Source organism: Streptomyces sp. NPDC047917 (assembly GCF_043204345.1).
Lineage (GTDB): Bacteria > Actinomycetota > Actinomycetes > Streptomycetales > Streptomycetaceae > Streptomyces > Streptomyces sanglieri.
Window position 1 is genome coordinate 21,572 of record NZ_JBIDCA010000001.1, and the last position, 12,684, is coordinate 34,255.

Sequence of the window (12,684 nt, forward strand, 5' to 3'; positions counted from 1 at the left end):
TGTCAGTGCTGCTGGTTAGGGTCATTGCGTGGTGTCCGACGGGTCTGTCCAGCAGCGGCAGTCACAGCCGGCCGTCCCGCTCCTTGAGGAGCAGCGGGTCGGCGAGATCCTGGCTGCCGTGCCGGAGCGCAAGCACTGGCGATACCGGCCGCGCCGCGTGGGCATGGTGTGGCGCAGCCGGACGTTCCGCGTCGTGGCGGTGTTCACGGTGCTCGCGATCTGTGGTCTGGCGATCCTGGCCCTGGTCCGTGACCAGACGGGCACCCAGGGGTTCCTCGTCGGCCTCGGCCTCGCCGTGCTGCCCGTACCGCTCCTGCTGGCGGCGTTCCGCTGGCTGGACCGGGCCGATCCGGGCCCCTGGCGCAATGTGCTGTTCGCCTTCGCCTGGGGTGCGTTCGCCGCGGCCCTGGTCGCGATCCTGGCGAATTCCTTCGCGACCCGCTGGATAGCCACGACCATCGCCGACCCGTCCAACGCCGACACCCTCGGCGCCACGGTCATAGCCCCGGTCGTCGAGGAGAGCGCCAAGGCTGCCGCGGTCCTGCTGATCTTCCTGTTCCGGAGACGGGAGTTCAACGGGATCGTCGACGGCGTCGTGATCGCCGGCGTCACCGCGAGCGGCTTCGCCTTCACCGAGAACATCCTCTACCTCGGCAACGCCTTCGGTGAGGACCAGCAGATCGGCAGCTCGGGCGTCGTATCGGTGACGGCCGCGACGTTCTTCGTACGGGCGGTGATGTCTCCGTTCGCGCACCCGCTCTTCACGGTGCTGACCGGCATAGGTTTCGGGCTCGCCGCGGCCTGCGCCCGGCGCCGACGGATCCGCCGCATCGTGCTGCCGCTGCTGGGGCTCGTCCTTGCCATGGGCATGCACTCGCTGTGGAACGGATCGGCTGTCTTCAGCCCGTACGGCTTCTACGCCGTGTACGCGGTGTTCATGGTCCCGGTCTTCGGCCTGGTGACCTGGCTGGTGATCTGGTCGCGCCGGCGGGAGCTGCGCACCCTCGCCGCCGAGCTGCCCGCCTATGCGGCGGCGGGCTGGCTGAGCCCGGCGGAACCGCTCGCCCTCTCCTCGATGCGGGCCCGCGGCTTTGCCCGCGACGCGGCCCGCCGCCAGTACGCCGTCGCGGCCCGGGGGAGCCAGTACACCCCGTACGGGCCCGGCTGGGCGCCCGGATCCATACCGGGGACGGCGCCGGGAACGATGCCGGGCTCCATGCCCGGGGCCATGCCCGGCCCCTCTGCCCGGGCGGCGCAGGCGAAGGCCGCTGCGCAGGCCGCCGAGGCCCACGGGAAGGCGGCCGCCCGCGCCGTCGCCGAGTACGAATCGTTCGCGACCTCACTGGCCGCGCTGCGCCTCCAGGCCCGCCGCGGTACGACCGGACCGGACTTCGCCGAGCGCGAGCTGGAGCTGCTGCACCACCTGTGGCAGCGCAGGGAGGTGGCCGCCCCCGCCCTGACGTACGCGGCACAGGCGACCGGACTCCTGCGCCCCCACCGCCCGCCGCCGCTCCCGTACGCCCAGCAGTTCACTCCGCCCACGCGGTACGGCGCATACCCCAGTGGCCCCGCCCAGGCGCAGGCGCACCCGCATGCCCCATCCGCCGGCCCCGGCTCCGTTCCCGGCCCCGGGCACAACCCCTATCTGATGCCGCAGCAGCCCCCGCGCTGAGGCCTGCCCGACGGATCGACGGATCGGGCAGACCCTGCGGGCCGGGCAGGTCAGACGGCAGGGAGGATCAGACGGCCGGGAGGATCAGGCGGATGCCTCGGTGAGTTCGGCCAGCTCCTGCTCGGTCAGCGTGAGGTCCGCGACGGCCAGCAGCGCGGGCAGCTGCTCGACCGTACGGGCCGAGGCGATCGGCGCGACCACGGTCGGCCGGGATGCGAGCCAGGCCAGCGCGACGGTCGCGATCTCCGCGTCGCGCTCCTTGGCGACCTTGTCCAGCGCGGCCAGGACCTTCTGTCCCCGCTCCGACTCCAGGTGCTTCCGGGCGCCCTCCGCCCGCGCGCTCTCCACCGAGGAGCCCGGACGGTACTTGCCGGTGAGGAAGCCGGAGGCCAGTGCGAAGTAGGGCACGACGCCGAGCCCGGCACGGGCCGCCGTGTCCTGGAGCTCGCCCTCGTAGGTGTCGCGGGAAACCAGGTTGTAGTGCGGCTGAAGCGCGACGTAACGGGCCAGGCCCTCGCGCTCCGAGAAGTCCAGGGAGGCCCGGAGCCGCGCGGGACCGATGTTGGAGGCGGCGATCTCCCGGACCTTGCCCTCCTTCACCAGCTGGTCCAGGGCGGTGATGATGTCCTCGACCGGCACGGTCTCGTCGTCGAAGTGCGTGTAGTACAGATCGATGTGGTCGGTGCCGAGCCGGCGCAGCGACTCCTCGGCCGCGGCCTTGATGTTGGCGGGAGCGAGCCCCTTGTACCGGGGGTGGGTACTGACCTTCGTCGCGACGACGATGTCGGAGCGGTTGCCGCGTGCGGCGAGCCACTTGCCGATGACGGTCTCGGACTCGCCGCCCTCGTTGCCCGGAATCCAGGCCGAGTACCCGTCGGCGGTATCGACGAAGTTGCCGCCGCCCGCGGCGTACGCGTCCAGAACGGCGAACGACTGTGCCTCGTCGGCGGTCCAGCCGAAGACGTTGCCGCCGAGAGCGAGCGGGAAGACCTGCAGGTCGGAAGAGCCCAGCTTACGAAGAGAAGTCATAAGGGAAACAACGGGTTCCGGTGCACCCGGTATTCCGGCACCCGTATTCCGGCACCCGGTATTCCGAGCGGACCCGGTTCCGGCGGGACCACGGCTGCGGCGACACCCCTTCCGGGTACCGGCAGTTCCGGGAACTGCGGGTACCGGCAGTTCCGGGGACTCCCCACTTCCCCGTCCCACCCACGAACAGACCGGCAGCCCTGACGTCGGGGGGTGAGCGTCAGGACTGCCGGGGTTCATCGGCCGGCGGACCGGCCGGGATCGAGCGGCCCGCGAAGTGGGCGTCGGATCAGGGGTTGAGGCCCTTGCCGCGGAGCCAGGCCATCGGGTCGATGCCCGTGCCGCCGGCGGTGTGGACCTCCAGGTGGAGGTGCGGTCCCGTCACGTTGCCGGTCGCGCCGACCCGGCCGATGGTCTCGCCGGTGCTGACCTTCTGGCCGACACTGACGCCGATCGAGGACTGGTGGCAGAACCACAGCTCGGTACCGTCGTCGAGTTCGAGCACCGTGCGGTAGCCGTACGCGCCGGACCAGCCCGCCGACTTGACCGTGCCGCTGTGGATGGCCTTGATCGGGGTGCCGGTCGGGGCCGCGAAGTCGAGGCCCGTGTGGTAGCCGGAGGACCACATCGAGCCGGCCTCGCCGAAGGTCGAGGTGATCGTGTACGAGGAGGTCGGGATGGCGTAGCTGGCGGCGAGCTTGGCCAGCCGCAGCGCCTCCGCCTTCTTCTTGGCCTCCTCTTCCGCCTTCTTCTTCTCGGCGGCGGCCTTGGCCTCGGCCTCGTCCTGCTGCTTCTTGGCCTCGGCGGCCGCCTTCTCCGCGGCCTTCTTCTCCTCGGCCGCCTTGGCCTCGGCGTCGGCGGCGTCCTGCTGCTGCTCGGCCTGCTGGAGGATGCGGGCGCGGAGCGCCTCGCCCGCGTCCGTCGTGCCCTGCTCGGCCTCGGCCGTGGTGATGCCCGCGGTGGTGAGCGGGGCGGTCGCGGCCGCGACCTCGGTCTTGTCGGCCTCGGACTCGTCGGAGAACAAAGCGCCCACGCCCGGAAGGGACTTGGCGTCGGGGAGGTTGTCCTTGATCGAGTCGGGCACGGAGATGGAGACCGGCGGCTTGCTCTGCGCGGTGGCCATGCCACCCGCGCCGACCGCCGCTATGACGCCGACACCCAGCACCGTGGAGCTGCGGGCGAGGCCGTTGCGCTGCTTGGCGACGCGGTGCCTGCCGCGCACCGGGCGGACGGACTCCTCGGTGGGGTTCCACTCGTCCCAGCCACGGTCGGGCTCAGCGGTGAACTCAGCCGTGAAATTGCCGGTGAAGTCGCCTCCGGGCTCGGTGCCGTAGTCGGAATCGAACCGGGACGGGGCCTCGGGGGCAGGCTTGTTGGACGCCACGGGGGCGCACTCCTTTCCTTCCTTCTCGCCTACCGGGTTAGCTGACGGGTTCGGAGCAGGAAGGTCTCCTACGGGCCCCTCTGCCTCTCACGAGACACAGGTGTCCGATTCACCCCATGTAGGTGGTTCCCCGGTTCCCTTGCGGAATTCGGCGCTCGCGCGCGGTGCCGCCACTGACGACGGCTGGGACGACCGCGCTGCGTTATCGAACGTTAATAGACACCGGGGCCGTATTCCAAGCCGTTCCAACTGATCGTTCACTTCCTTGGCCTGGACTTTACGGGACACAAGCGGGTGGAATCGGACGAGTTGACCGACCCTCAGCCACTACCCTGTTTCTGACATTGCGTCAAACGTTATGCGGAGCGGCGCCTTTCGGTTACGCACGGTGGCATCGCCCCGTCACGCCTCCTCGGCACCCACGATCGGCACGGTCCTCCGCCGGTCCGGCTGCCCCTCAGCCGGGCGTGCGACCGCGAGCAGCGCCATGTCGTCGGTCGACTCACCGCCCGTGTGCAGCCGTACGTCGTCGGTCAGGGCGGAGAGCAGCTCCTCGGGCCCCGGGAAGATCCGCCCGCGCAGCCGGGCCGCCGGATCGTAGAAGACCCCCTCGATGTTCCGCGCCTCGGAGAGACCGTCCGTGTAGAGGAGCAGCGTCGTCCCGGCCGGCAGATCCCACTCGTCGGTGTACTCCGGCCACGCCCCCAGATCCATCCCGAGCGGCAGCGCGGGCACCGACGGCTTCAGCACGTCCAGCGCCCCGTCCGGATGCAGCAGGATCGGCTCGGGGTGCCCCCGGTTGACGATCCGCACCCGGGACAGCCCGGTCGGAATCTCGGCCAGCACGGCCGTGATGAACCCTTCGAGCACGTCGAGCCCGCCCCGCCGCGCCTCTTCCCGGGCCAGCGCCCGCTCCAGCCGTCCCGCCACCCCCTCCAGCGAGGCTTCCTGCTCGGCCGCCTCGCGGAACGCCCCGATGACCACCGCCACCGTCTCCACCGCGTCGAGCCCCTTCCCCCGCACGTCCCCGACCACCAGCCGTACCCCCCACGGGGTGTCCGACACGGCGAACAGGTCACCGCCGACGAACTCGTCCGCCTGCGCCGCCTCGTACCGCGCCGCGACCTGCAGCCCGCCGGTCCGGTCGGCCGGCTGCGGCAGCACCGCGCGCATGGCGGTCTCCGCGATGTACCGCGCGGAGGCCAGCTGCTCGTTGCCGCGCCGTACGACCCCGTTGATCACGACCGCGAGGACCGAGACGGTGGCCAGGGTCAGCAGTTCGATCAGCGGCACGGCCTCGGGCAGCGTGCTGCTGTACAGGCGCAGCACGATGACGGCCAGCATCGAGGCGATACCCGTACGAATGGTGCTGGCCAGCGAGAAGAAGGGGGCGGCGATCAGCGGAGCGGCCACGAACAGCGGGATGGCGGTGAAGGTGGGCGGGGTGAGGATGTCGAACAGCAGCCCGCCGAGGATCATCAGGGGAGGGAGCGCACGTACGAACCGCCGGGTGCGGGCACCGCTCCCGGCATGCTTGCCGCGCCGCTTCTCCCGCTTCCACACCTGTGGTCTCCTGCCCGGTACGCGCGCGGCTGCGGACGGTACCGCGCCCCACCCCCAGGCTCACCGGACCGGAACGAAGCGGCGACTCCTCGTCGGCCAATGGAGGGACACGGGGGACGCGGAGGACACGGAGACACGGAGACGCAGAGGATCCGGAGGAGCAGAGGATCCGGAGGAGCACAGGAAACACGCGAGGGGAGGCCCAAGGGCTGGGGGACAGGTGCGCCATGGCTCGCCCGCCACACGGCGAAACGAATTCAGGCCCGGCACGCTGTGTGCGTGCCGGGCCTGAATTCTTCAGTAGCGGGGACAGGATTTGAACCTGCGACCTCTGGGTTATGAGCCCAGCGAGCTACCGAGCTGCTCCACCCCGCGTCGGTGAACACAACTCTACGCCATCCCCGGCGCCCTTTTGACCACTCGGGTTCACCAGCCCTCAACCCCCCTCACCGAACCGCGTCAGGACCGGTTCGAGAACCGGTTCGTCACTGGTTCGAGGACCGGTTCGAGCGTCACTGATTCGCGGACTGGTTCGAGCGTCACTGATTCGCGGACTGGTTCGAGGACTGGTTCGTCTCGGAGATACGGGGCACGGAATCGGCCTTGCCATGGACGGCCGGCTGCTTCACCGGGTTGGCACCGCGTTGCAGCGAGTGGAGGATCGCCAGCCCCTGGCTGACGACGCCCGCCGCCATCTCGTTGACACCGTTGGTGCCGTTGAGGACGGTGAGGTCGGCGCCGGACATGCCCCGGGCGGCCGCGTCGGCCAGCGCGGGCAGGTTCTCCACGATGCGGTTGGCGGCGATGAGCTCCTGGTTGCCGTCGCGCAGCGACGCGGCACGCACGCTGTTGGCGTCGGCCTGCGCCTGGGCGAGGGCCCGCTCGGTGTACGCGCCGCCGTCGGCCTCGAACTTGACCCGGTCGCGGGCCGCCTCCGCCAGGGTGCGCTGCCGGTACGCCTCGGCGTCCGCCGGGCGCCGGACCTCCGCCTCCAGCCGCTGGGCGGCGAGCGCGGCCTGCCGCTCGGCGAGCGCGGTCTGCTCCTCGATGACCTCGTGCGAGGCCCGGGCCTGGGCGAGCGGCCCGGCCTGCGCGGCGCGGGCGTTGTACTGCTCGGTCTCGGCGAGGAAGCCGGCCCGCTTGATCGCGGTGTCGCGTTCGTACTCCGCCTTGAGCGCGGCGGCCTGCTGCTCGCGCTGGCTGGCCTCCTGGTCCGCCTTGGCCTCGGCGATCCGGGCCTGGCTGGCGACCGCGGCGGCGTGTGGGGCCGCGAGGTTCTTGATGTAGCCGGTGGCGTCGTCGATCTCCTGGATCTGGAGGGCGTCCACGACGATGCCGAGCTTCTCCATCTCGCCGTGGCTGCCCGCGATGACCTCCTGGGAGACCCGGTTGCGCTCGCGGATGATCTGCTCCACGGTCAGTCCGCCGACGATGGAACGCAGATGCCCGGCGAAGATCCGCCCGACGAGCTCCTCCATCTGTTCCTGCTCGGTCAGGAAGCGGCGGGCCGCGTTGGCGATGGACACGGCGTCGTCACCGACCTTGAAGACGGCCACGGCCCGGACGTTGAGGCGGATGCCCTGCTGCGTCACGCAGTCCTCGGTGATCTCCGCCTCGCGCAGCGCCAGGGAGAGCATGCGCGCCTTCTGCTTCACCGGGAGCACGAAACTGCCGTGCCCGGTGACGATCCGGAACTGGGTGTCCAGCGTCTGTCCCTTGGAACCGGAGATGAGCATCGCCTCGTTGGGGGCGGGAACGTGCCAGAAGAACATGGGAAGACTCCTGCCGTACGACACTGCTTCCGTCGAGTGAGCGGCTGCTCGGCCGCTCAGGACGGCAGGCGTTCCACGATCACGCCGCGCGCCGAGACCGTGTCGACGACAACGACGCGCGCGTCCCTGTCGATCGACGTCGCCGCCCAGGCGGTGTAGGCCTCGGACCCGCCCCGCACCGCCACCAGTACCTCGCCCGGCCCGTCGGACGGAATCGGCACGGTGACACGGCCGACCGCCCCGACCGGGCTCCGGGCGGACTCATCTGCCCGGTGCATGCGTCGCCCTCGTGAGCGTCCCTGCGTACGCCTGCTCACGCCGCTCACCGCACGGTGTCCCGCACCGCTTCATGGACACGAGGCGACCCCGCCTCCTGGAGGCCGGAGCCTCCCCTCGACAACTCCACGGTACTCCGCACCCGCCCCGGCGCAGCAGTGCCTGCGGGCGCCCTGCGATCAACGAGCGGGTGAAGATTTGCGGTGATATGACTGTTTTACCTTCTGTCCTGCCGACGCGATGAACTCGCGCTGATCGGGGAGTGAACCGTGGACGACTACTCCTTGCTCGACCTCTTCTGGACCATGCTCTGGTTCTTCCTCTGGATCATGTGGCTGTTCCTGCTGTTCAAGGTCATCACGGACATCTTCCGCAGCCACGACCTCAGTGGCTGGGGCAAGGCCGGCTGGCTGATCCTCACGCTGGTGCTGCCGTATCTCGGCGTCCTGGTGTACGTGATCGTCCGCGGCAAGTCCATGAGCAAACGGGACATCAAGGAAGCCCAGGACCGCGACGCGGCCTTCAAGGCGTACGTACGGGAGGCCGCCGGCACCTCCGACGCGGGCGGCGACGCCATGAAGAAGGGGAGCCATGTCGACGACCTGGCGAAGCTCGCCGAGCTGAGGGACCGGGGCGCCATCACGGACGAGGAGTACCAGCGGGCGAAGACCAGGCTCCTCGTCTGACGTCGCCGCCGCCCGCTCCCGCCCGCCTCCGGCACGGCGTGCATGTCTCCCTCCGGGCGATCCGGCGGACTGGCGGGGCGCCAGGACCGCGAGGAGGCTTGAGGCATCAGCCACGGTGACCGTCGCCGCCCGCGGTTCTCGGGGCGCCGGAGTCACGGCGGGCCCAGCGGGGTGCGGTCCCCGTCTCGGCGTACGAGGAGATGGCCCGCCATGGACAGCACCACGTCCGCGACCCTGGACACGATGCGGACCACGCTGCGCGGTCCCGTCATCGGCCCGCAGGACCCGGAGTACCGGCGGGCCCGCACGATCTACAACGCCATGATCGACCGGCACCCGGCGGCGGTGGTGCGGTGCGGCGACGCGGCGGACGTGATGGCCGCGGTCGGCCTCGTCCGGGACGCGGGGCTCACCCTCGCGGTCCGCGGCGGCGGGCACAGCGGTGCGGGCCTGTGCCTGGTGGACGACGGCGTGACGATCGATCTCTCACCCATGCGCTGGGCGCACATCGACCCCGCCGCGCGGACGGCGACGGTCGGCGGCGGCACCACGCTCGGCGACCTCGACCACGCCGCCCACGCGTTCGGGCTGGCCACCCCCACCGGCATCCTCTCGTCCACCGGCATCGGCGGCCTCACCCTGGGCGGCGGCCACGGCCACCTCACCCGCAGATACGGCCTGACGATCGACAACCTGCTGGCCGCGGACGTGGTCCTGGCCGACGGCACCTCGGTGACGGCGAACGCCACCACCCACCCCGACCTGTTCTGGGCGCTGCGCGGCGGCGGCGGGAACTTCGGCGTCGTCACCTCCTTCACCCTCCGGCTGCACCCGGTGGACACGGTGGGAGTCGCCGTCACGGTCTGGCCGGTCGACCGGATACCCGACGTGCTGCGCTGGTACCGCGACTTCCTGCCGCAGGCCCCCGAGGACCTCAACGGCTTCTTCGCCGCGCTCACCGTGCCGCCCGGTCCGCCGTTCCCGGAGGAGATCCACGGCCAGAAGGTGTGCGGCGTGGTGTGGTGCTGGACCGGCGACCCCGAACTTCTCGGAACCATCCTCAAGCCCGTCGGGGACGCCGGGCCGCCCGCCTTCCACTTCACGGCCCCGATGCCCTACACCGCCCTGCAGTCCATGTTCGACGAACTGCTCCCCACCGGTCTGCAGTGGTACTGGCGCGGCAACTTCTTCGACCGGATCACCGACAACGCCATCGCCGTACACGCCAAGTACGCCGAGCACCTCCCCACCCCGCTGTCGACCGCCCACCTGTACCCGATCGACGCGGCCGCCCACCGGCCCGGCCCCGACGACACGGCCTGGGCCTACCGCGACGCGGTCTGGTCCGGCGTCATCGCGGGCATCGACCCGGACCCGGACAACGCCGCGGAGCTCAGGCAGTGGTGCGTCGACTACTGGGACGAACTGCACCCGCACTCCATGGGCGGCACCTACGTGAACTTCATCGGCGCGGGCGAAACCCCCGACCGCGTACGCGCCACCTACCGCGACCACTACGCCCGCCTGGCCGCCGTCAAGCACTCCTACGACCCGCACAACTTCTTCCACGCCAACCAGAACATCGAGCCGGCGGCCCGGCCCGAGGCAGTGGGAGCGGGTCAGGAGAGCCAGTCGGCGTAGTGGGTGGGGGCGAGGTGGGCGGTCATGTCGGTGAGGACGTCACCCTTGACGGCGGCGAACATGCCGGCGGTGGGGTCGGTGACGACGGTACGGTCGTCGCCCTTGCGGGACAGGGTGATCCGGCCCAGCTCGTCCAGGTCGAAGACCTCGGGGCCGCCGATGTTGCGGATGCCGTTCAGCGGGGCGCCCGCGGCGACCTCCGCCACCGCGTCGGCCACGTCCCCGGCGGCGATCGGCTGGATCGGCGTGGCGGGCAGCCGGACGGTGTCGCCGTCGGTGGTCCAGGACAGGACGGCGTCGATGAACTCCATGAACTGCGTCGCCCGGACGATCGAGTAGGGGATCGGCCCGGCCGCGAGGATGTTCTCCTGAAGCGTCTTGGCCCGGTAGTAGTCCAGCTCCGGGACCCGGTCCGTGCCGACGATCGAGAGGATGACGAAGTGGCCGGCGCCGCCCTTGCCGGCCGCGGCCAGAAGGTTGTCCATCGAGGCCTGGAAGAAGGCCGGGGAGGCTTCGTCGAAGGTCGGGGAGTTCGTCAGGTTGACGACGACATCGGCCCCCGCCACCGCCTCGTCCAGCCCCTGGCCGCTGATGACGTCGACTCCGGTGGACTGCGAGTGCGGTACCGCCTCGTGCCCGGCGGCGTTCAGCTTCTTGACGACCTGCGACCCGATCAGCCCGGTACCGCCGATGACTGCGAATTTCATGACGTACCCTTCGCGGTTCTTCGTCCGTGATGCGGCGCTTTGTGCGCAATATGACACACGGGCGGTCATGTGGGCACGACAAGAAACGGCGCCCCGACCGGATGAGACCGATCGAGGCGCCGAATGGCAGCTCAGAGGGGTTTTCCCTCGCTGCGGGCGGTAGGCCGTGTGGGACTCGAACCCACAACCAACGGATTAAAAGTCCGCTGCTCTGCCAATTGAGCTAACGGCCCCCGGTGAATCACCCCCGAGCATAGCCCGCCGGGGCCCGGCCGCCGATCGGGTATCGGTTACCGGGCCCCGTCACGGTGGGATCCCGGGGGGTCAGAGGGGTTCGTCCGGGGTGATCGTGCGCTTGTGATCCGGTTTGAGGAACCAGTGCCTCGCCGATGCCAGCCACCAGGTCGCCGCGAAGCCCAGGACCACCAGCACCGCGACGGGCGCGTAGTTGAACGTCTCCCAGGTGACCGGCGAGAGCTGCGGCAGCATGAAGAGCACCGTGATGATCACGACCCAGGCCACCGCCACGATGCCGATCGGGCGTGACCAGCGGCCCAGCTGCCAGGGGCCCGGGGTGAAGTCGTCGCCACGGAGCAGGCGGAGCAGCGTGGGGATGACGTAGGCGATGTAGAGGCCGATCACCGCGATCGAGGTCACCGCCGCGTACGCCGTGACGTTGATCAGGTACGGGAGTCCCAGGACGAGGGCGCCGGCCGCGGCGAGCCAGACCGCGGCGACGGGGGTGCGGGTGCGGGGGCTGACCGTGTGCCAGACGCGGGAGAAGGGCAGGGCCCCGTCGCGCGAGAAGGCGTAGATCATGCGGCTGTTGGCGGTCACCGACGCCATGCCGCAGAAGAGCTGGGCGCCGATCACGATCAGCAGCAGGAGCTTGCCGGTGGTGGCGCCGAGGGCGTCCAGGAGGATCTGGGCGGGCGGGGCGCCGGTCGGTGAGTTCAGCGCTCCGTCGTACGACTGGATGGCGAAGGTGAAGCCGAGGAGCAGGACGAAGCCCGCTATCCAGGAGGTCCAGATCGACTGGACGATGCCCTTCGGACCGGCCGTCGCCGCGTCGTGGGTCTCCTCCGTCATGTGGGCGGAGGCGTCGTAGCCGGTGAAGGTGTACTGCGCCATCAGCAGCCCGATCATCACGACGTAGAAGCCGCTGTCCCAGCCCGTGTTGTTGACGAACTCGGTGAAGACGAACGACGCCGACCGGTGCGAGTCCGGCACGAAGGTCAGGGCGCCGACGATGACGGCGACGCCGATGACGTGCCACCAGACGCTCACGCTGTTCAGCAGCGCGACGATCCGCACCCCGAAGGTGTTGAGCAGACCGTGCAGCAGCAGGATCGCGGCGAACAGCAGGATCGTGCGGGTGGGGGTGACTTCGAAGCCGAACTGGAGGTTCAGGTACGCGCCCAGGAAGGACGCCGCCCCGAAGTCGATCCCGGCGGTGACGGCGACCTGCCCCAGCACGTTGAACCAGCCCGTGAACCAGGCCCAGGCGGCGGCCGAGCGCGGCGGGGCCAGCCGGTGGGCCCAGAAGTAGAGCCCGGCGGAGGTCGGGTACGCCGAACAGATCTCGGCCATCGCCAGACCGACGAACAGCGTCATCAGGCCGACGCCGACCCAGCCCCAGGTGATGACGGCGGGGCCGCCGGTGTTCATGCCGAAGAGGTAGAGCGTGAGGCAGCCGGAGAGCACCGAGATGATCGTGAACGAGACGGCGTAGTTGGAGAACGCCGACATGCGCCGGGCCAGCGTCTGCGTGTACCCGAGCTGTGCGAGGCGCTCCTCGTCGGAGACGCCCGGTGGTGGTCGGTCCTCGCCTGTGTCGGTTGTCATGCACCCAGCGATTCCCGTGTGCCGGGGCACGCATGCGGCCGTCCGGGTCACGACTGGGAAAACGTGCCGGGGTACGAGGGAGCGCGTGGCCCCTCGTACCCCGGCGTCG

At 70.5% G+C, this 12,684-nt stretch carries 10 protein-coding genes, 2 tRNA genes and 1 riboswitch; of the genes, 3 read left to right on the forward strand and 9 right to left on the reverse strand.

Annotation, left to right across the window (positions count from 1 at the left end):
- Window positions 1-31 precede the first annotated feature (31 nt).
- Window positions 32-1,672 carry a PrsW family intramembrane metalloprotease gene (locus ACGF8B_RS00060; protein ID WP_392734408.1) on the forward strand — a complete coding sequence of 547 codons (1,641 nt, stop codon included), beginning with the start codon at window positions 32-34 and terminating at the stop codon, window positions 1,670-1,672.
- An 84-nt stretch (window positions 1,673-1,756) separates the two neighbouring features.
- On the opposite strand, the gene ACGF8B_RS00065 is transcribed toward ACGF8B_RS00060, so the two are convergent.
- The 6 genes from ACGF8B_RS00065 to ACGF8B_RS00090 all read right to left on the reverse strand — a co-directional run bounded on the left by ACGF8B_RS00065 (window position 1,757) and on the right by ACGF8B_RS00090 (window position 7,698).
- Window positions 1,757-2,701 carry an aldo/keto reductase gene (locus tag ACGF8B_RS00065; protein ID WP_392733320.1) on the reverse strand — a complete coding sequence of 315 codons (945 nt, stop codon included), beginning with the start codon at window positions 2,699-2,701 and terminating at the stop codon, window positions 1,757-1,759.
- Window positions 2,702-2,990: 289 nt separating this feature from the next.
- Window positions 2,991-4,085 (reverse strand): M23 family metallopeptidase, encoded by a 1,095-nt coding sequence (locus tag ACGF8B_RS00070; RefSeq protein ID WP_392733322.1) that lies wholly within the window; start codon window positions 4,083-4,085, stop codon window positions 2,991-2,993.
- Between the two features lie 11 nt (window positions 4,086-4,096).
- A riboswitch (cyclic di-AMP (ydaO/yuaA leader) is annotated at window positions 4,097-4,249 on the reverse strand.
- A gap of 238 nt (window positions 4,250-4,487) precedes the next feature.
- On the reverse strand, window positions 4,488-5,648 hold the full coding sequence (locus ACGF8B_RS00075; protein ID WP_392733324.1) for a PP2C family protein-serine/threonine phosphatase: 1,161 nt from the start codon (window positions 5,646-5,648) through the stop codon (window positions 4,488-4,490).
- A gap of 301 nt (window positions 5,649-5,949) precedes the next feature.
- A tRNA-Met gene (locus tag ACGF8B_RS00080) sits at window positions 5,950-6,023 on the reverse strand.
- Window positions 6,024-6,187: 164 nt separating this feature from the next.
- Window positions 6,188-7,420, reverse strand: coding sequence for an SPFH domain-containing protein (locus ACGF8B_RS00085; protein ID WP_392733326.1), 1,233 nt, complete (start codon window positions 7,418-7,420; stop codon window positions 6,188-6,190).
- Window positions 7,421-7,476: 56 nt separating this feature from the next.
- Entirely contained in the window at window positions 7,477-7,698 is a 222-nt protein-coding gene (locus tag ACGF8B_RS00090) for a hypothetical protein (RefSeq protein ID WP_392733328.1), read from the reverse strand.
- Window positions 7,699-7,965: 267 nt separating this feature from the next.
- Here ACGF8B_RS00090 and ACGF8B_RS00095 point away from each other — a divergent pair, with 267 nt between their 5' ends.
- On the forward strand, window positions 7,966-8,382 hold the full coding sequence (locus ACGF8B_RS00095) for an SHOCT domain-containing protein (RefSeq protein WP_392733330.1): 417 nt from the start codon (window positions 7,966-7,968) through the stop codon (window positions 8,380-8,382).
- Window positions 8,383-8,592: 210 nt separating this feature from the next.
- Complete coding sequence (locus ACGF8B_RS00100) at window positions 8,593-10,023, forward strand: FAD-binding oxidoreductase (RefSeq protein WP_392733332.1); 1,431 nt, start codon at window positions 8,593-8,595, stop codon at window positions 10,021-10,023.
- Here ACGF8B_RS00100 and ACGF8B_RS00105 read toward each other — a convergent pair.
- From ACGF8B_RS00105 to ACGF8B_RS00115, 3 genes are all read right to left on the reverse strand, one after another.
- The gene (locus tag ACGF8B_RS00105; RefSeq protein WP_392733334.1) at window positions 10,002-10,730 is read right to left on the reverse strand and encodes an SDR family oxidoreductase; all 729 of its coding nucleotides are present in this window, start codon (window positions 10,728-10,730) and stop codon (window positions 10,002-10,004) included. The genes ACGF8B_RS00100 and ACGF8B_RS00105 overlap by 22 nt on opposite strands.
- A 160-nt stretch (window positions 10,731-10,890) precedes the next feature.
- Window positions 10,891-10,963: transfer RNA gene (locus ACGF8B_RS00110), tRNA-Lys, on the reverse strand.
- A gap of 91 nt (window positions 10,964-11,054) precedes the next feature.
- A complete protein-coding gene (locus tag ACGF8B_RS00115) occupies window positions 11,055-12,575 on the reverse strand; it encodes an amino acid permease (protein WP_392733336.1) in 1,521 nt (506 codons plus the stop codon).
- Between the last annotated feature and the right edge of the window lie 109 nt (window positions 12,576-12,684).

What these genes read in the sequence shown, in the direction of transcription:
- ACGF8B_RS00065 (WP_392733320.1), bottom strand. Translation starts at nt 2,701, where the DNA reads ATGACTTCTCTTCGTAAGCTGGGCTCTTCCGACCTGCAGGTCTTCCCG.
- ACGF8B_RS00085 (WP_392733326.1), bottom strand. Translation starts at nt 7,420, where the DNA reads ATGTTCTTCTGGCACGTTCCCGCCCCCAACGAGGCGATGCTCATCTCC.
- ACGF8B_RS00090 (WP_392733328.1), bottom strand. Translation starts at nt 7,698, where the DNA reads ATGCACCGGGCAGATGAGTCCGCCCGGAGCCCGGTCGGGGCGGTCGGC.
- ACGF8B_RS00100 (WP_392733332.1), top strand. Translation starts at nt 8,593, where the DNA reads ATGGACAGCACCACGTCCGCGACCCTGGACACGATGCGGACCACGCTG.
- ACGF8B_RS00105 (WP_392733334.1), bottom strand. Translation starts at nt 10,730, where the DNA reads ATGAAATTCGCAGTCATCGGCGGTACCGGGCTGATCGGGTCGCAGGTC.
- ACGF8B_RS00115 (WP_392733336.1), bottom strand. Translation starts at nt 12,575, where the DNA reads ATGACAACCGACACAGGCGAGGACCGACCACCACCGGGCGTCTCCGAC.